Source organism: Streptomyces tibetensis (assembly GCF_007655005.1).
Taxonomy (GTDB): Bacteria; Actinomycetota; Actinomycetes; order Streptomycetales; family Streptomycetaceae; genus Streptomyces; species Streptomyces tibetensis.
Genome location: NZ_SZVW01000001.1, coordinates 58,948 through 75,864, shown reverse-complemented (window position 1 = coordinate 75,864; position 16,917 = coordinate 58,948). Strand labels below are relative to the sequence as shown.

The following is a 16,917-nucleotide window of genomic DNA, read 5'->3' as shown; positions in this document are numbered from 1 at the left end:
TTCGTGAAGTGTCCGACCGACACCGGGCGTTGATCGACTGGCTGCGATCGCACCCGGCTCGGACGCAGTGACTACCGCTTGAGACCCGCGAAGGTTGCGGCGCCGGAACGTAAAGAGTTGGTAATGCGTCGCATAATCGGCTGCGGACAAACGGGCGAAAAGACCCTCGCCGGAAAGCCCGCCGCATCCCTTCCGGCCCTGTGCGCCCAAGGGTTTTCGGGAGTTTCCGGGTGAGGGTGCGAAAACCTGCGCACACCCTCGGCGCGGAGCCGCACGGATAACGCCCAGGAGTGAGTTCCCGTACCCCTGCGCGATCTAGCGCATCGTGACAATACGGACGGCGTCCGCGGCGCGTTCCGCACCCGCGGTGCCGTTCTCCGTGGCGGTACGCCACTGGCTGGCGGTGTTCCCCGCCACCCACTCCCGCCCCGCGTAGGTGACGCGCGCGATGTGCAGCTCGGAGGCGTTGGCCACGGCCCAGTGCGCCAGCTGCCAACCGCGCAGACCCGGGCCACGTCCGGTCGTCGAAGCGGTGCCGGCGGTCACCGGCAGTGTCACGGTCCGCCCGCCGGTCCCGTCCGTGGGGCTCGGGGACGGCGTGGGCGTGTCCTTCGACGTACCGCCGACCTCGGCACCGGCCGGGTCCAGCACATCGCGCCCGAAGTCACGCACGAGCGCGGCACGCACCCCGTCCGGGCCCGATGCCCGGGTCGCGGCCGGGCGGCCGTCGCAGGTCAGCGTGGCCGCGGACTGCCCGGTGAGGGCCGCGGCCAGCAGTGCGGCGTCCGGCTCGTGCTTGGCGTAGGCCTGCGGGAAGCCACTGCGCTGCACGCGCTGCGCGGCGACGGTGAGCGGCAGCCGGGTGTAGCCGGGCACCTTGACCAGATGGTCGTAGAACTCACCGGCCGAGTACGTCGGGTCCATGATCTCCTTCGGCGTTCCCCAGCCCTGCGAGGGCCGCTGCTGGAACAGGCCGAGGGAGTCCCGGTCGCCGTGCTTGATGTTGCGCAGGGCCGATTCCTGCAGCGCGGTCGCCAGCGCGATGGTCACAGCCCGCTCGGGCAGGTCGCGCGCGGTCCCCACGGCGGTGATCGTCGCCGCGTTCACCGCCTGCTCGGGCGTGAACTCGTACGACGCCCCGTCGCCCTTGCCGGAGACGACCTTGCAGCCCGGTCCGCCCGAGCCCCCGGTGACGTACTGCACGACGAGGTAACCGGCGACCGCGAGCAGGGCCACGAAGGCGGCGCCGCATCGGAAGAGGCGGCCACGACGCTTGGGAGAGGACGGCTCTGGCACGCCGTACAAGGTACTGGAGAGTACGCAGTGGCATGAGCCGGGTGGGGAGAGTGAGGCCGGGGCCCGGCGCGTTAGGGTCGAAGGCATGGCCGACACCTCGCTTGACCTCACGCTGGACGCCGCGGAGCTCACCGCCCGGCTCGTCGACTTCCGTTCCGAGAGCGGCACCGAAAAGCCCCTCGCCGACGCGATCGAGACCGCGCTGCGCGCCCTGCCCCACCTGACGGTCGACCGGTACGGCAACAACGTGGTGGCCCGCACGAACCTCGGCCGCTCCGAGCGGGTGATCCTCGCCGGGCACATCGACACCGTCCCCGTAGCGGACAACGTCCCCTCCCGGCTCGACGAGGACGGCGTCCTGTGGGGCTGCGGCACCTGCGACATGAAGTCGGGCGTCGCCGTGCAGCTGCGCATCGCGGCCACGGTCCCGGCCCCCAACCGCGACCTGACCTTCGTCTTCTACGACAACGAGGAGGTCGCCGCCGAGCTGAACGGCCTCAAGCACGTCTCCGAGACCCGTCCCGAGTGGCTGGAGGGCGACTTCGCGGTGCTCCTGGAGCCATCGGACGGCCAGGTCGAGGGCGGCTGCCAGGGCACGCTGCGGGTCCTGCTGAAGACCACCGGCGAGCGGGCCCACTCCGCGCGCGGCTGGATGGGCGCCAACGCGATCCACGCGGCGTCCCCGATCCTTGCCCGGCTGGCCTCCTACGAACCCCGCCGGCCGGTCATCGACGGCCTGGAGTACCGCGAGGGCCTGAACGCGGTCGGCATCAGCGGGGGAGTGGCCGGCAACGTGATCCCCGACGAGTGCGTCGTCACCGTCAACTTCCGCTACGCGCCCGACCGCACGCCCGAGGACGCCGTCGCGCACGTCAGGGAGGTCTTCGCGGACTGCGGGGTCGAGGAGTTCGAGGTCGTCGACCACAGCGGCGCGGCCATGCCCGGACTCTCCCATCCGGCGGCGAAGGCGTTCATCGAGGCGGTCGGCGGCACCCCCATGCCGAAGTACGGCTGGACGGACGTCTCCCGCTTCTCGGCGCTCGGCGTCCCCGCAGTCAACTACGGCCCGGGCAACCCTCACTTGGCGCACAAGCGGGACGAGCGCGTGGAGATCGCCAAGATCCTCGCGGGCGAGGAGCGGCTGCGGACCTGGCTGACCGCCTGACCCTTCCGGAACGCCCCTCGTGTTTACGGCGCTTCATCGCGGACATGCTCACGTCCCTCGTTCGTAACCCGCGTAGATCTACGCTGAGGTGGAAAGACAGGCACGACGGAGGGAGCGCACATGGCGACCGGCAACCCCGAGGGGAAGAAGCAGCCGCCGGAGGAAAAGCGCCTGGGCCCGGTCCTCCAGCGGCGGGCGCAGGTGCAGTCCAGCACGACCGACCAGCGGCTGCTGGACGAGCGGGCCCCCTCCGACTGGGTGCACACCGACCCGTGGCGTGTGCTGCGCATCCAGTCGGAGTTCATCGAGGGCTTCGGCACGCTCGCGGAACTTCCGCCCGCGATCAGCGTGTTCGGCTCGGCCCGGACCCCGGCGAACTCTCCCGAGTACGACGCCGGTGTCAGACTGGGCCGGGGCCTGGTCGACGCGGGCTTCGCGGTCATCACGGGCGGCGGCCCGGGCGCGATGGAGGCGGCCAACAAGGGCGCCCTCGAGGCGAAGGGCATCTCCGTCGGCCTCGGCATCGAGCTGCCGTTCGAACAGGGCCTGAACCCGTACGTCGACATCGGCCTGAACTTCCGCTACTTCTTCGTCCGGAAGATGATGTTCGTCAAGTACGCCCAGGGCTTCGTCGTCCTGCCCGGCGGGCTCGGCACCCTCGACGAGCTCTTCGAGGCCCTCACCCTCGTCCAGACCCAGAAGGTCACCCAGTTCCCGATCGTCCTCTTCGGCACCGACTACTGGGGCGGCCTGGTGAACTGGCTGCGTGACACGGTGATCGCCCAGGGCAAGGCGGGGGAGAAGGATCTTCTGCTGTTCCACGTGACGGACGACGTGGACGAGGCGGTGGCCCTGGTGTCGAAGGAGGCGGGGCGCTAGGGGGCCTTTCGAGCCCGGCCTCCTGCCGGACCGTGTCGGGCGTTGGGTGGGCACAGGTCCGGGGGCCCAGGGGGCGGAGCCCCCTGGTACCTCGGTCAGGCCAACCCGCGCCGGGCAACGGCAGGAGCCCGATGCCCCGCGATCGCCGCCACCATCTCCAGCACCTGCCGCGTCTCCGCGACCTCGTGCACCCGGTACACCTGCGCCCCCAGCCACGCGGACACCGCCGTCGTCGCCAGCGTCCCCACGACCCGCTCCTTCACGGGCCGGTCCAGCGTCTCCCCGACGAAGTCCTTGTTGGACAGCGAGACCAGCACCGGCCACCCCGTGGCGACCATCTCGTCCAGCCGCCGCGTGGCCTCCAGGCTGTGCCGGGTGTTCTTCCCGAAGTCGTGCCCCGGATCGATCATGATCGACTCCCGTGGCACCCCCAGCGCGAGCGCCCGCTCGGCCAGGCCGACCGTCACGTCCAGGATGTCCGCCATGACGTCGTCGTACTCGATCCGGTGCGGCCGTGTCCGCGGCTCCGCTCCGCCGGCGTGCGTGCACACCAGCCCCACGCGATGACGCGCGGCGACCTCCGCCAGCCCCGGATCGACCCCGCCCCACGCGTCGTTCAGCAGATCGGCCCCGGCCTCGCACACGGCCTCGCCGACCTCGGCCCGCCAGGTGTCCACGCTGATGATCACGTCCGGGAACCGCCGCCGCACCTCCGCGACGAACCCGACCGTCCGCCGGGCCTCCTCCTCGGCCGTGACCTCCTCGCCCGGTCCGGCCTTGACCCCGCCGATGTCGATGATCGCGGCCCCGTCGGCCACCGCCTGCTCCACCCGCGCGAGGGCCGGCTCGTCGCGGAAGGTGGCGCCCTGGTCGTAGAAGGAGTCCGGGGTGCGGTTCACGATCGCCATGATCACCGGCTCGTGTGGTCCGAATTCCCGCTTGCCCAGCCTGAGCATCCCCTGTGACCTTTCCTGGGTACGTCCCGTCTTCCGCCGCCTGCGACCCTAACTGTCGGACTCGCATGGCACGATCGGAGCCTGACAACATCCGACTCGCAGGACGTCCGCAGCGTCCGATGCATCCGACCGTGGGGGCCCCGCGATGGTTATGTTCCTGTTCCTGGTCGTCGCGCTCGCCGTCGTGGTCGCCGCGGTGACCCTCGCCGTGGTGGGCGGCGGCGAGAACGGCCCGCTGCCCGAGGCCGCCCCCGAGCTGCTGCGGGACCCGCTGCCCCCGGACCGGCCGGTGGACCGCGCGGACGTGGAAGGCCTGCGCTTCCCGCTCGCCGCCCGCGGCTACCGCATGGCGGACGTGGACGACGCCCTCAGCCGCCTGGGCGCCGAGCTCGCCGAGCGCGACGCCCGCATCGCCGACCTGGAGTCCGCCCTGGCCGGTGCCCGGTCGTCCGCCGCCCACGGGCCGGTGTCCGCCGCCGGGGAGAACCACGTCTCCATGGACAAGCCGCGGCGGGAGGACCGGCCGTGAGCGACGGCACCGCCCTGGCCGGCCCGGACGGCGCACTGCGCTGCCCCTGGGCCCTGTCCGCCCCGGAGTACGTCGCGTACCACGACGAGGAGTGGGGCCGCGCCGTCCACGGCGACGACGCGCTCTTCGAGCGCCTCAGCCTGGAGGCCTTCCAGTCCGGCCTGTCGTGGATCACCATCCTGCGCCGCCGGCCCGGCTTCCGCGCCGCCTTCGCCGACTTCAAGATCGCGTCGGTGGCGGCCTTCACCGAGGAGGACCGCGAGCGCCTCCTGGCCGACGCGGGCATCATCCGCAACCGCGCCAAGATCGACGCGACCCTCGCCAACGCGCGTGCGCTGACCGAATGGGCCCCGGGCGAGCTGGACGAACTGATCTGGTCCCACGCCCCCGACCCGGCCGGCCGCCCGGTCCCCAAGACCCTGTCCGACGTCCCGCCCGTCACCCCCGAATCGACGGCCCTGTCCAAGGCCCTGAAGAAGCGAGGGCTGCGCTTCGTGGGCCCGACGACGGCGTACGCGCTGATGCAGGCGTGCGGTTTGGTGGACGATCACCTGGAGGCCTGCGTCGCCAGGAGCGCCCCGTAAGGGGCGCGGGGCTGAGTCGATGTGCGGCTCCGCCGCGGGGGCGCGATCCATCACACAAAACCCGCGGTGCCCCCACGGCGGGACCGCCCCGAACTCAGCGGCCCAGATACTTCGGCTTCTCCTTGTTGACGAAGGCCTGGACCGCGATCGCGTGATCCTCGGAGGAGCCGGCCCGGGTCTGGAGCTCGTCCTCCTTCTCCAGGGCCTCCTCCAGGGAGTGCGTCAGCCCGTACGCCACCGACTCCTTCAGAGCCGCGTACGCCACCGTCGGACCCTCGGCCAGCGCCCGCGCCACCTTCTCGGCCTCCGCGCGCAGCTCGGCGGACGGCACCAGCCGGTTGGCGATGCCCAGCTCGTACGCCTCCTGCGCGCCGATGCTCCGCGGGAAGAGCAGCAGATCGGCGGCGCGGCCCGGGCCGATCACCCGCGGCAGCGTCCAGGAGATCCCCGAGTCGGCGGTCAGCGCCACCCCGGCGAACGAGGTGTTGAACGCCGCCGTATCCGCCACGATCCGGTAGTCCGCGGCGAGCGCGAAGCCGAAGCCCGCCCCGGCCGCCACCCCGTTCACGGCGGCGACGACCGGCTTCGCCGCCCCCGCCAGCGCCCGCACGATCGGGTTGTAGTGTTCCCGGACCGTGTTCATGGTCTGCCCCGAGCCGGTCTCCCGGTCCTGGACCAGCAGCCCGATGTGCTCCTTGAGGTCCTGCCCGACGCAGAACGCCCGGTCCCCGGCGGCCGTCAGCAGCACCGCCCGCACGGCCCCGTCGCGCGCCGCCGACTCGACCGCCTCCCGCAGGGCGACCTTGGTCTCCACGTTCAGCGCGTTCATCGCCTCCGGGCGGTTCAGCGTGATCGTCGCGAGTCCGTCGCTCACCTCGTAGAGCACGGTGTCGGCCATGGCGTATCCCCTCCGGGTCGCGGAACGGGGACGTACCGGCCGGTACGCCCCGGGTATGCAGGACAGCATGACGGAGATCGCGGGCCGGGAACCGGACCGGACGTGTGACCTGCGTCAAACAATTCTCGTCCGGATTGGTTCGGCGGAAGTGTGTGCGGTGGCGGAGTATCGCAGCCTCATCGCCGAATTGAGTGGTTTTGCTCGCGTGCGTTGCCCAAGCGATGCCGACTGATGTTGGTCATCGGGTCCTGAGATGCGGGATAATGGCTTGGAAGCAATGTGTTCGATGCCGGTGACGCGTGTCCTGCCACAAGGGCCGCACGTGTGCCCTTCTCAGGGGCCGTCGGCTTTGACGATGAGCTGGGTTTCAGGAAGGGGAACGAGCATGGCGGCCATGAAGCCGCGAACGGGTGATGGCCCGCTCGAGGTGACCAAGGAGGGGCGGGGCATCGTCATGCGCGTTCCGCTCGAAGGCGGCGGTCGGCTCGTCGTCGAGCTGACCCCTGACGAGGCCGACGCGCTGGGCGACGCCCTCAAGAAGGTCGTCGGCTGAGGCGCAAGCGACCATACCCTTTCAGTTGCCCCGGCATCATCTCGGTGCCGGGGCGGCTGTTTTTCTCACCGACGACACTCGCCTGCCCCGTCTCCCGCTTGGATAACGCGCGACCCGGCTAGCGTTTCACCGCGCACAGCAGCCCGTCGCCCACCGGCAGCAGTGACGGCACCAGCTCCTGGCTCTCGCGCACGGCGCGCAGCAGCTCCCGCAGCCGCAGCACCTCCGTGGGCTGCGGACCGGAGTCCACCGTCCGGCCGTTCGCGAAGGCGCCCTCGAAGACGACCAGCCCGCCGGTGCGCAGCAGGCGCAACGATTCGGCGAGGTAGTCCATGACCTCCAGGCGATCACCGTCGCAGAAGACCAGGTCGTAACCGGCGTCCGCGAGGCGGGGCAGCACGTCCAGGGCGCGGCCCGGGATGAAGCGGGCCCTGTTGCTGGCGAAGCCGGAGGCGCGGAAGGCCTGACGGGCGAACTGCTGGTGCTCCGGCTCGGGGTCCACGGTCGTCAGAACACCGTCCGGCCGCATACCGTGCAGGAGGTGGATCCCGGAGACACCGCAGCCGGTCCCGATCTCCGCCACGGCCTTCGCGTCGACCGACGCGGCCAGCAACCGCAGCGCAGCGCCCGTGCCGGGCGTCACCGAGCGCAACCCTGCCTCGCGGGCCCGGTCCCGGGCCCACTGCAGCGTTTCGTCCTCGGCGACATAGGCGTCGGCGAACGCCCAGCTCGTCTGCCGGTTGCCGGTAATGACCCTCTCCTGTCCCCGTGAATGCCTGGGCGTGACTGTATCCGTTGGGCACGGGAACCCGCAGATGGGACCGGTCGTTTAAAGGGATGAGCGAGCGGCGTGGGCCGGGACGGGGGGACGGGCTGTGGATCAGGACGTTGAGCCGAGGCTGACGCACGAGTACGAGGCGTATCAGCCCAGATCAAATTCTCGTAAAACCACTTATCCGGTCCTAACGGGCGAGGTGGCTATGGTAGGGGCTCCACTGGACACCACCAGAGCTGACAGGGGAGGTGCGGCTGCGGCTGTGGTTCGCGGAGGAGTGCTCCGGCGCTTCCTCGGACCGGCTGGCAGGCCGACATCTGTGAACGACACCGCTGCTGACCACAGTCACGCCGCTGACTTCGCCCAGACCGCGACCTTCACCACCGACGCGGACGGGCAGGCGTGGACTCCGCCCACGTGGGAGGAGATCGTCAGCACGCACAGCGGCCGGGTCTACCGGCTCGCCTACCGTCTGACCGGCAACCAGCACGACGCGGAGGACCTCACGCAGGAGGTCTTCGTCCGTGTCTTCCGCTCCCTGTCGACCTACACGCCGGGCACCTTCGAGGGCTGGCTGCACCGCATCACCACGAACCTCTTCCTGGACATGGTCCGCCGCAAGCAGCGCATCCGCTTCGACGCGCTCGGCGAGGACGCGGCCGAGCGCCTGCCCAGCAAGGAGCCCACGCCGCAGCAGATCTTCAACGACGCGCACTTCGACGCGGACGTCCAGCAGGCCCTCGACACCCTCGCCCCCGAGTTCCGCGCCGCGGTCGTCCTGTGCGACATCGAAGGACTGTCGTACGAGGAGATCGCGGCGACCCTCGGCGTCAAGCTCGGCACGGTCCGCTCCCGGATCCACCGCGGACGCTCCCAGCTGCGCAAGGCTCTCGCGCACCGCTCCCCGGAGGCACGCGCCGAGCGCCGCTCCTTCGTGCCCCGTGTTCCCGCCCTGGGAGGAGGGGGCGCGAGCGCGTGAGCGGATCTCGGCCGAAAGCCTCCGAGGGTCACCTCGCAGAGCAGCATCTGGGAGACCGACTCTCCGCCCTGGTGGACGGAGAGCTCGGTCATGACGCGCGCGAGCGCGTACTGGCGCACGTGGCCACCTGCCCGAAGTGCAAGGCGGAGGTGGACGCCCAGCGCCGGCTGAAGAACGTCTTCGCGGAGGCGGCCCCGCCGCCCCCCTCCGAGAGTTTCCTGGCCCGCCTGCAGGGACTACCCGCGGGCGGCGGCCCGGACGGTGAGATCACGCCGCCGGGCGGGGCAGGGCTGCCCGGAGGACTGTCCGGACGGTTCGGATCGTCCGGGGCCTTCGGTGTGAAGCGCGGCGAGCGGTTCGAGTTCGGGTACGCCCCGTCCCGGTCGCACCTGCCCGTGGTGCCCGCGTCCCCGGGCGGAACCCCTGGCCTTCCCTCCGACACCGGCGGCCCGCTGCCCGGCCACCGGGGCCTGCCCCCGGAGAGGGGCTTCCGCATTCACGACGTGGGCCGGCACGACGGCGACCGGTCGTCCTCGCGGCTGCGATTCGCGTTCGTGGCGGCCGGTGCCGTGTCCCTGGCGGCGATCGCGCTGGGCGGCGTCACCACCGGCACACCGGTCGATGCCGAGGCCCGAGGTGGCCAGGGCACGGGGAGCAACGTCACACCGATGCGCTCCCAGGGCACCGGCGCCGCGACGACGCCCGAGTCCCAGCGCCGCCGGTCGGCGCCGCAGCTCGGGCAGGTGCACGGCGAGAGCATGCTCGGCCGCGCCCCGGTCGCCCCGACCGAGGTCTCGGCCCCGCTGCTGCCCGGAGTGCCGTCCGCCGCCCGGCACCACGCGTTCCACGCGCTGACCGCCCCGGTGGTGGCCGGAGCCGCCGTCATGTCCCCGTTGATACGTCCGCTCGAAGCGGCCACTCCCGCCGCCCTGACCTCGTGGTCCGCGGTCCCCGAGATCACGGCCCCGCTGTTCGCCGTGCCCCTCGCGGACCCGACCTCCTCCCCTTCGTCCCCCGCTTCCTCGCGCACGGCTCACTGACCGGCCTCTGCGCATCGGCCCGCGAACCTGATTGAATCCGGGGGTTGTCGCCCGCGGCCGAGGTGTGGCCGGGCGCCGGTTCGAGTAGGAACTGCGGCCATCGCGACGAGCCGTGCCGCGGCTGTGGGGAGAGCATGAACGAGGGGAAGCCCACGAAAGCGAAGTGGTGGAGCCGTCCACGGCCGCAGGACCATGCGGGGGAGCCGGACGGAACGGACCAGGTCACGGCGGAAGACTCGGGCGGGAGCGGTGTGCACGGGCCCGAGACCGCCCAGGCATCGACCGGCCCCGACGGTGACTTCGAGCTGCCCCAGCCCGCGCCTCGGCACGACACGGACGGCGACTACGAGTTGAGGCGCCCCGAAGCGGTTCCGGCCGAGAGCGCCGCAAAGGCGACGGCGTCGGAGCCCGGGACGGCGGAGGCCGGCGTTGCCGGGCCGGTGCAGGATGCTCCCCGGCCGCTGCACGACCCCGACCCTTACAGCACCCCGCCCTACGGCGAACCCGGTCCCTGGGCGCCCGCGCCGCCCGTCCAGCACCCGGCGACGATCCCCGCGCAGGGCGTGGCGACACCGGGGCAGCCGACCGTGCCGGGCACCGCGGCCGTGTCGTCGCCGCCCGAGCCGCACGGCACACCGTCTGCTTCGGCCCCCGGCCATGCAGCGCCCTCCCCGGGCCAGCCGGCCGTGCCGGGCACCGCGGCCGTGTCGTCGCCGCCCGAGCCGCACGGCACACCGTCTGCTTCGGCCACCGGCCATGCAGCGCCCTCCCCGGGCCAGCCGGCCGTGCCGGGCACCGCGGCCGTGTCGCCGCCGCCCGAGCCGCACGGCACACCGTCCGCTTCGACAACCGGCCATGCAGCGCCCTCCCCGGGGCAGCCGGCCGTGCCGGGCACCGCGGCCGTGTCGTCGCCGCCCGAGCCGCACGGCACACCGTCTGCTTCGGCCACCGGCCATGCAGCGCCCTCCCCGGGCCAGCCGGCCGTGCCGGGCACCGCGGCCGTGTCGTCGCCGCCCGAGCCGCACGGCACACCGTCTGCTTCGGCCCACGGCCATGCAGCGCCCTCCGCTCACTCGTCGGCCGAGATGCCGCACCCCGGCGTCCCCGGTGCCCCTGGTGCGCCCGGCGACCCCGCGCCCGTGCCGGTCCACGCAGGTGCTCCAGCCCCCGCCCCCGCCCCCGACCCCTGGCAGCGCTACGACCCCTGGGCGGCCCCCGGTGCAGCCGGGGGACAGGGGCCCTTCCAGCAGAGCGGCGCCGCCGTGCTCAGCACGCAGCAGCGGCGCAGGCGGGGCAGGAAGTCCCTCGTGCTCGGTGCCGTACTGCTCGCGCTCGTTTCCGGGGGCTTCGGCGGCGTCGTAGGGACGTATCTGGAGCGCAACGGGGGCGTCGGGACCGTCGAGCTGCCGCAGGCCGGGAAGGAGGCATCCGCGCGGGACGCGGACAGCGTGGCCGGGATCGCCGGACGGGCCCTGCCCAGCGTGGTCACCCTGCATGTCAGCGGCGTCGGCGAGCAGGGCACGGGCACCGGCTTCGTGCTCGACACCCGCGGGCACATCCTCACCAACAACCACGTCGTGCAGCCCGCCGGATCCGGCGGCGAGATCACCGTGACGTTCAACGGAGGGCAGACCGCGAAGGCCGAGGTCGTCGGCCGGGACAGCGGCTACGACCTCGCCGTCGTGAAGGTCAAGGGCGTCGGCGGACTCACCCCCCTGCCGCTGGGCAACTCGGACAACGTGCAGGTCGGGGATCCGGTCGTGGCCATCGGTGCCCCCTTCGACCTGGCCGGCACGGTCACCTCCGGCATCATCAGCGCCACGCAGCGGCCCATCACGGCCGGCGGCCAGAAGGGCGACGGCAGCGACGTGTCCTACGTCGACGCGCTGCAGACCGACGCGCCCATCAACCCGGGCAACTCCGGCGGGCCCCTGCTGGACGCCCGGGCCCGGGTCATCGGCATCAACTCGGCCATCCGCTCGGCGGACAGCGGTTCCACGCAGGACAGCGCCCGGTCGGGTTCGATAGGCCTCGGCTTCGCCATACCCATCAACCAGGGCAAACGCGTCGCCGAAGAGCTGATCAACACCGGGAAGGCCACCCACCCGGTCATCGGCATCACCCTGGACATGGACTACACGGGCGACGGCGCCCGCGTCGCCGCCGAGGGCAGCGAGGGCGGGCCGCCCGTCACCGCGGGCGGCCCGGGCGCCAAGGCAGGGATCAGGTCGGGCGACGTCATCACGGAGGTCGACGGCGCACGGGTGCACTCCGGCGAGGAACTGATCGTGAAGACCCGGGCCCATCGCCCCGGCGACCGGCTGGAGCTGACCGTCGAGCGCGGCGGCAAGGAGCGCAAGGTCTCGCTCGTCCTCGGGTCGTCGGATGGCTGAGACATGAGGTCCTGGCCCCGGGAGGGCGTCTCATCAGGCCTCACAACGGACCGACAAGGCAAACAATCGGGAAAGCGCTCACACCTCCCGCACTCGGAGGTCCCGGGACAGTACCGGTCGGACGGGATCGGCGGGTACCGTGGGTCCGGCCCGGACCACGGCAAGACCCGCACCGACCACGAGGGCCGAGGACCGAGGACATCGCTTTAGGAGCTTCAGGTGTTCAATGACATAGGACCACTCGAGCTGGTGACGCTCATCGTCCTTGCCGTGCTCGTCTTCGGTCCGGACAAGCTCCCCAAGGTCATCCAGGACGTGACGCGCACGATCCGGAAGATCCGTGAGTTCTCGGAGAGCGCCAAGAACGACATCCGGGAGGAACTCGGCCCGGAGTTCAAGGACTTCGAGTTCGAGGACCTCAACCCCAAGACGTTCATCCGCAAGCAGCTGGACAACGAGGACCTGGGGCTCAAGGAGATCCGCAACGGCTTCGACCTGAAGAAGGAGATGGCCGAGGTCACCGACGCCGTCCACAGCCGTGACTCCGACACCTCCTCCGCTTCGTCCGCCGGCTCTGCCGGTTCGTCCGGTGGCCGCATCGACATGACGAAGAAGCCCGAGACGCCCGACCCGGACGACCGGCCGCCCTTCGACGCGGACGCCACCTGAGGGACACGCCCAGGGGCGTGCGCCCCGGGTGCGTGACGCGTTTCATACTCCGGTCGGGCTGTGTACGGCCTGAACGGGGCCCCCGTGCGGCCCACGCGCCGGGCGGTTTCCCTGCTGCTCGCAGCGGTGTGGCTATGCTGCCGAGTTGTTGTGCGGACCGTGACGAGTACGCCCGAAGGGGGGCGGGCCGTACCGGTCCGACTAGAGCGAGGAGGCGTCGGGCACATGGAGACGACGAGTCGGGCTGTCGCGCAGACGCCGGCCGCGGAGGGCGGACAACAGGCCCCCTTCGCCCGGCGTACGGTCGACGACTACCTGCGTGCGCCCTTCCCGTGGTACGGCCTCGACGAGGCCTTCACGGGACCGCGCCGGCTGATGCAGGTGGGTACGACGTCCGACGGGGCCGTGGAACACGGGTCGATCGGGCACGGGGACGAACCCACCATTCGCAACGAGTACGCGGCCGGGGGCGATCAGGACGCCAAGGAGAAGTTCGCGGTCGTCGTGACCGTGGCGGCGAATCCCTCACGGCGCACGGCGGACGGGACGGGGTTGCTGGAGGCCACCTCGGTGTCCTCCGCGGCGTGGCTCGCGGGCGTCGGACTGCTGTCCTTCACCTGGCCCGGGCAGATGGACCACGCGCTGCGGGACGACTGGCTGGAGCAGCAGACCGAGACGGCTTGGGTGCTGGCGGACGATCTGGACGGGGCCGACTGGTCGACGCTGTCGCTGCCCGTGGACGGGGTGCCGACGGCGTTCCACTACCGGGAGTCCGAGTTCGGATGGGTGCTCGCCGGGTCCACCTCGGCGGGGGTTCACGTCGGGGCGTACGGCAGGGGCATGAGCGCGTACGGGCTCGGGTTCGCCGTGGTGAAGGACATCGCCGCGTACGCGTGAGTCCTCGGGGCGCCGGGTTTTCGGCGCCCCATCGCCGTAGGGGGCCTGTCAGCGGGCGGCGGCGGGCACGTTGTGGCTCGTCACGCCCGCGCGGTGGAGCCGCAAATCGACACAGCCCCGGGCCCCTGGGGGGGCGTCCCCCCAGGGGCGTCCGATCAGAACTTGTTCTTCGGGGTGATCCCCAGCGACAGGCCCGACAGGCCGCGCTGACGGCCGCCCAGCTTGCCGGCGATCGCCCGGAGGGCCGATCCCGCGGGGGAGTCGGGGTCCGTGAGGACGACCGGCTTGCCGTCGTCGCCGCCCTCGCGCAGGCGGACGTCGATCGGGATGCTGCCGAGGACCGGGACGTTCGCGCCGGTCGTGCGGGTCAGGCCGTCGGCGACCGTCTGACCGCCGCCCGTGCCGAAGACGTCGACCATCTCGTCGCAGTGCGGGCAGGGCAGGCCGGACATGTTCTCGACCACGCCGACGATCTTCTGGTGGGTCTGCACGGCGATGGAGCCCGCGCGCTCGGCGACCTCGGCCGCCGCCTGCTGCGGGGTGGTCACGACGAGGATCTCGGCGTTCGGGACCAGCTGCGCGACGGAGATCGCGATGTCGCCGGTGCCGGGCGGCAGGTCCAGGAGGAGGACGTCCAGGTCGCCCCAGTACACGTCCGCCAGGAACTGCTGGAGGGCACGGTGGAGCATCGGGCCGCGCCAGACGACCGGGGCGTTGCCCGGGGTGAACATGCCGATGGAGATGACCTTCACGCCGTTCGCCGACGGCGGCATGATCATGTTCTCGACCTGGGTGGGACGGCCGTCGGCGCCCAGCATGCGCGGCACGGAGTGGCCGTAGATGTCGGCGTCGACGACACCGACCTTGAGGCCGTCGGCCGCCATCGCCGCGGCCAGGTTGACCGTCACCGAGGACTTGCCGACACCGCCCTTGCCGGAGGCGACCGCGTAGACGCGGGTCAGGCTGCCCGGCTTGGCGAAGGGGACCTCGCGCTCGGTCTGGCCGCCGCGCAGGGCGGACGCCAGCTCCTTGCGCTGCTCGTCGCTCATCACGTCGAGGGTGACGTCGACGCGGGTGACGCCCTCGACCGCGGAGACCGCGTCGGTCACGCGCTGCGTGATCGTCTCCCGCATCGGGCAGCCCGAGACCGTGAGGTACACGGTGACCGCGACCGCCCCGTCCGCGCCGATCTCCACCGACTTGACCATCCCGAGTTCGGTGATGGGCTTGTGGATCTCGGGGTCGTTCACCGTCGCCAGTGCCTCGCGCACCGCGTCTTCCATAGCCATAAGGACGATGGTACGGCGCCGTACCGGTGCGTAGGAAAGCGTCTCAGCGGTCGTCTGCGTCACGTCCGCGTGACCGTTCCGCCGGGAATACGACGGGGTCGTGACGATGGCCGTTCTGCCGTTCCTCCATCTCCTTGACCATGTCCTGCAGCTCCGAGCGGATCCAGTCGCGGGTGGCGACCTCACCCAGGCCGATGCGCAGGGCGGCGATCTCGCGCGTCAGGTACTCGGTGTCGGCGATCGACCGCTCGTTCTGCTTGCGGTCCTGCTCCAGGTTGACCCGGTCCCGGTCGTCCTGCCGGTTCTGCGCGAGGAGGATCAGCGGGGCGGCGTAGGAGGCCTGGAGGGACAGCATCAGGGTCAGGAAGATGAACGGGTACTCGTCGAAGCGCAGGTCGTGCGGCGCGAAGATGTTCCACACCACCCACAGGATGATGACCACCGTCATCCAGACGATGAACCGCCCGGTGCCCAGGAAGCGCGCGATGCGCTCCGACAGCCGCCCGAAGGCCTCCGGGTCGTACTCGGGCAGGAACCGGCGCCGGGGTGGCAGCGGCTGGTCGAGGCGGGTGGTGCGGGGCCGGGATGCGGCCGTGGCGCCCGCCGGCGTGCGTTCGCGCGGGCTCTCGCGCTCAGGAACCATCGGTCGCCACCTCCTCGTCCAAGTGGAACTCCGTCTCCCGCCAGTCCTCCGGGAGCATGTGGTCGAGCACGTCGTCCACCGTCACCGCGCCCAGCAGCGAGCCGGCCTCGTCGACGACGGGCGCCGCGACCATGTCGTACGTGGCGAAGAAGCCCGCGATGGCGGGCAGCTCCGCCTCGGGGTCGAGCGGCTGCAGATCGCTGTCCAGGATCGAGCTGACCAGGGACGGTGGTGGCTCGCGCAGCAGGCGCTGGAAGTGGACCGTGCCCAGATACTTGCCGGTCGGCGTCTCGTCGGGGGGCCGGCAGACGTAGACCTGGGCGGCCAGCGCGGGGGAGAGATCGGCGTTGCGGACACGGGCGAGGGCGTCGGCGACGGTGGCGTCCGGGCGCAGCACGATCGGCTCGGTGGTCATCAGACCGCCGGCCGTACGGTCCTCGTACGACATCAGACGGCGCATGTCGGCCGCGTCGCCGGGCTGCATCAGGCTCAGCAGCCGCTCCTGATCGTCCGTCGGCAGCTCGCCCAGCAGGTCGGCCGCGTCGTCCGGGTCCATGGCCTCCAGGACGTCGGCGGCGCGCTCCTCCTTCAGCTTGCCGAGGATCTCGATCTGGTCGTCCTCGGGCAGCTCCTCCAGCACATCGGCGAGCCGGTCGTCGTCGAGTGCGGCGGCGACCTCGGCCCGGCGCTTGGAGGAGAGGTGGTGCAGGACGTTGGCCAGGTCGGCCGGGCGCAGCTGCTCGAACGTGGCGAGCAGGCTCTCGGCACCCTGCCCCTGCTCCTCCAGGGAGAACCCGGTGACGGCGGTCCACTCGACGGTCAGCGCCTCGCCCTTGGCGCGCCGGAAGGCACTGCCCTTCCTGCCCTTGCGGACGAAGACCCGGTCGATCTCCCACTCCCGGCGGGCCGGCAGCTGATGCACCGACAGATCGAGGACGCTGACGTCCTCGCCGGTCTCGGTGAGCGTCACCCGCCGGTCCAGCAGCTCCCCGAAGACCAGCCGCTCGGTGGGCCGCTGCTCGAAACGCCGCACGTTGAGCACGCCGGTGGTGATGATCTGGCCGGACTGGATGGCGGTGACCCGGGTCATCGGCAGGAAGATACGGCGGCGGGTGGCGAGTTCGACGACGAGGCCGAGCAGCCTGGGCGGTCGCTGTCCCACCCGCAGCATGACGACGAGATCACGCACCCGCCCCACCTGGTCGCCGGCTGGGTCGAAGACGGCGACACCTTGGAGGTGCGATACGAAGATCCGGGGGGCGCCCGCTGCCATGGCCGCGGCTCCTTTTCGTGCGGGGTGGTTCGTGATGGCTGTCCGTGTGGCTGTTTTTGTGCCTGTGTCTTCCGAATTGCCCGCTCGGGTGGGCTTCAG

General features: G+C 71.7%; 18 protein-coding genes. 11 read left to right on the top strand and 7 right to left on the bottom strand.

Annotated features, from left to right (window positions below; genetic code table 11):
* Window positions 1–315: 315 nt before the first annotated feature.
* The gene (locus FDO69_RS00325; RefSeq protein WP_104777550.1) at window positions 316–1,296 is read right to left on the bottom strand and encodes a VldE C-terminal domain-containing protein; all 981 of its coding nucleotides are present in this window, start codon (window positions 1,294–1,296) and stop codon (window positions 316–318) included.
* 85 nt (window positions 1,297–1,381) lie between these two features.
* On the opposite strand from FDO69_RS00325, the gene dapE reads away from it, so the two are divergent.
* Window positions 1,382–2,461 (top strand): succinyl-diaminopimelate desuccinylase, encoded by a 1,080-nt coding sequence (gene dapE, locus FDO69_RS00320; RefSeq protein ID WP_104777549.1) that lies wholly within the window; start codon window positions 1,382–1,384, stop codon window positions 2,459–2,461.
* Window positions 2,462–2,581: 120 nt separating this feature from the next.
* On the top strand, window positions 2,582–3,340 hold the full coding sequence (locus FDO69_RS00315; protein ID WP_104777548.1) for an LOG family protein: 759 nt from the start codon (window positions 2,582–2,584) through the stop codon (window positions 3,338–3,340).
* Between the two features lie 95 nt (window positions 3,341–3,435).
* On the opposite strand, the gene folP is transcribed toward FDO69_RS00315, so the two are convergent.
* Window positions 3,436–4,296, bottom strand: a complete 861-nt coding sequence (gene folP / locus FDO69_RS00310; protein ID WP_104777547.1) for a dihydropteroate synthase — start codon at window positions 4,294–4,296, stop codon at window positions 3,436–3,438.
* A gap of 145 nt (window positions 4,297–4,441) precedes the next feature.
* Between folP and FDO69_RS00305 the strand changes: the two genes are divergently transcribed.
* Together FDO69_RS00305 and FDO69_RS00300 are read left to right on the top strand one after the other, a co-directional pair.
* Window positions 4,442–4,825: a DivIVA domain-containing protein gene (locus FDO69_RS00305; RefSeq protein ID WP_104777546.1), complete on the top strand. Its 384-nt coding sequence runs from the start codon at window positions 4,442–4,444 to the stop codon at window positions 4,823–4,825.
* On the top strand, window positions 4,822–5,409 hold the full coding sequence (locus FDO69_RS00300; protein ID WP_104777545.1) for a DNA-3-methyladenine glycosylase I: 588 nt from the start codon (window positions 4,822–4,824) through the stop codon (window positions 5,407–5,409). Before FDO69_RS00305 ends, FDO69_RS00300 begins: the two co-directional genes overlap by 4 nt.
* 94 nt (window positions 5,410–5,503) lie before the next feature.
* On the opposite strand, the gene chcB is transcribed toward FDO69_RS00300, so the two are convergent.
* Window positions 5,504–6,307 (bottom strand): 2-cyclohexenylcarbonyl CoA isomerase, encoded by an 804-nt coding sequence (chcB, locus tag FDO69_RS00295; protein ID WP_104777544.1) that lies wholly within the window; start codon window positions 6,305–6,307, stop codon window positions 5,504–5,506.
* 67 nt (window positions 6,308–6,374) lie between these two features.
* Here chcB and FDO69_RS41030 point away from each other — a divergent pair, with 67 nt between their 5' ends.
* A complete protein-coding gene (locus FDO69_RS41030; protein ID WP_159030577.1) occupies window positions 6,375–6,539 on the top strand; it encodes a hypothetical protein in 165 nt (54 codons plus the stop codon).
* A gap of 153 nt (window positions 6,540–6,692) precedes the next feature.
* Window positions 6,693–6,860, top strand: a complete 168-nt coding sequence (locus tag FDO69_RS00290; RefSeq protein WP_003966491.1) for a DUF3117 domain-containing protein — start codon at window positions 6,693–6,695, stop codon at window positions 6,858–6,860.
* Window positions 6,861–6,978: 118 nt separating this feature from the next.
* On the opposite strand, the gene FDO69_RS00285 is transcribed toward FDO69_RS00290, so the two are convergent.
* Entirely contained in the window at window positions 6,979–7,677 is a 699-nt protein-coding gene (locus FDO69_RS00285) for an O-methyltransferase (RefSeq protein ID WP_276616026.1), read from the bottom strand.
* Between the two features lie 235 nt (window positions 7,678–7,912).
* On the opposite strand from FDO69_RS00285, the gene sigE reads away from it, so the two are divergent.
* From sigE to FDO69_RS00260, 5 genes are all read left to right on the top strand, one after another.
* Window positions 7,913–8,614 (top strand): RNA polymerase sigma factor SigE, encoded by a 702-nt coding sequence (sigE, locus tag FDO69_RS00280; protein WP_104777543.1) that lies wholly within the window; start codon window positions 7,913–7,915, stop codon window positions 8,612–8,614.
* Window positions 8,611–9,654, top strand: a complete 1,044-nt coding sequence (locus FDO69_RS00275; protein ID WP_104777542.1) for an anti-sigma factor family protein — start codon at window positions 8,611–8,613, stop codon at window positions 9,652–9,654. Before sigE ends, FDO69_RS00275 begins: the two co-directional genes overlap by 4 nt.
* Window positions 9,655–10,439: 785 nt before the next feature.
* The gene (locus FDO69_RS00270; protein ID WP_420878478.1) at window positions 10,440–12,047 is read left to right on the top strand and encodes a trypsin-like peptidase domain-containing protein; all 1,608 of its coding nucleotides are present in this window, start codon (window positions 10,440–10,442) and stop codon (window positions 12,045–12,047) included.
* Between the two features lie 219 nt (window positions 12,048–12,266).
* A complete protein-coding gene (locus FDO69_RS00265; RefSeq protein WP_104777540.1) occupies window positions 12,267–12,716 on the top strand; it encodes a sec-independent translocase in 450 nt (149 codons plus the stop codon).
* A 225-nt stretch (window positions 12,717–12,941) separates the two neighbouring features.
* The gene (locus tag FDO69_RS00260) at window positions 12,942–13,613 is read left to right on the top strand and encodes a hypothetical protein (protein ID WP_104777539.1); all 672 of its coding nucleotides are present in this window, start codon (window positions 12,942–12,944) and stop codon (window positions 13,611–13,613) included.
* Window positions 13,614–13,768: 155 nt separating this feature from the next.
* On the opposite strand, the gene FDO69_RS00255 is transcribed toward FDO69_RS00260, so the two are convergent.
* The 3 genes from FDO69_RS00255 to FDO69_RS00245 are packed head-to-tail and all read right to left on the bottom strand — an operon-like array spanning window position 13,769 to window position 16,818.
* Window positions 13,769–14,902 carry an Mrp/NBP35 family ATP-binding protein gene (locus FDO69_RS00255; protein WP_104777538.1) on the bottom strand — a complete coding sequence of 378 codons (1,134 nt, stop codon included), beginning with the start codon at window positions 14,900–14,902 and terminating at the stop codon, window positions 13,769–13,771.
* 43 nt (window positions 14,903–14,945) lie between these two features.
* Window positions 14,946–15,545 carry a DUF1003 domain-containing protein gene (locus FDO69_RS00250; RefSeq protein WP_104777537.1) on the bottom strand — a complete coding sequence of 200 codons (600 nt, stop codon included), beginning with the start codon at window positions 15,543–15,545 and terminating at the stop codon, window positions 14,946–14,948.
* Window positions 15,535–16,818, bottom strand: a complete 1,284-nt coding sequence (locus tag FDO69_RS00245; protein WP_104777536.1) for a magnesium transporter MgtE N-terminal domain-containing protein — start codon at window positions 16,816–16,818, stop codon at window positions 15,535–15,537. Before FDO69_RS00245 ends, FDO69_RS00250 begins: the two co-directional genes overlap by 11 nt.
* Between the last annotated feature and the right edge of the window lie 99 nt (window positions 16,819–16,917).

Bases quoted from the DNA above. Each gene is read 5' to 3' on its own strand.
- dapE (WP_104777549.1), top strand. From the start codon at position 1,382: ATGGCCGACACCTCGCTTGACCTCACGCTGGACGCCGCGGAGCTCACC.
- FDO69_RS00315 (WP_104777548.1), top strand. From the start codon at position 2,582: ATGGCGACCGGCAACCCCGAGGGGAAGAAGCAGCCGCCGGAGGAAAAG.
- folP (WP_104777547.1), bottom strand. From the start codon at position 4,296: ATGCTCAGGCTGGGCAAGCGGGAATTCGGACCACACGAGCCGGTGATC.
- FDO69_RS00305 (WP_104777546.1), top strand. From the start codon at position 4,442: ATGGTTATGTTCCTGTTCCTGGTCGTCGCGCTCGCCGTCGTGGTCGCC.
- chcB (WP_104777544.1), bottom strand. From the start codon at position 6,307: ATGGCCGACACCGTGCTCTACGAGGTGAGCGACGGACTCGCGACGATC.
- FDO69_RS41030 (WP_159030577.1), top strand. From the start codon at position 6,375: ATGACGGAGATCGCGGGCCGGGAACCGGACCGGACGTGTGACCTGCGT.
- FDO69_RS00290 (WP_003966491.1), top strand. From the start codon at position 6,693: ATGGCGGCCATGAAGCCGCGAACGGGTGATGGCCCGCTCGAGGTGACC.
- FDO69_RS00260 (WP_104777539.1), top strand. From the start codon at position 12,942: ATGGAGACGACGAGTCGGGCTGTCGCGCAGACGCCGGCCGCGGAGGGC.
- FDO69_RS00255 (WP_104777538.1), bottom strand. From the start codon at position 14,902: ATGGCTATGGAAGACGCGGTGCGCGAGGCACTGGCGACGGTGAACGAC.
- FDO69_RS00250 (WP_104777537.1), bottom strand. From the start codon at position 15,545: ATGGTTCCTGAGCGCGAGAGCCCGCGCGAACGCACGCCGGCGGGCGCC.
- FDO69_RS00245 (WP_104777536.1), bottom strand. From the start codon at position 16,818: ATGGCAGCGGGCGCCCCCCGGATCTTCGTATCGCACCTCCAAGGTGTC.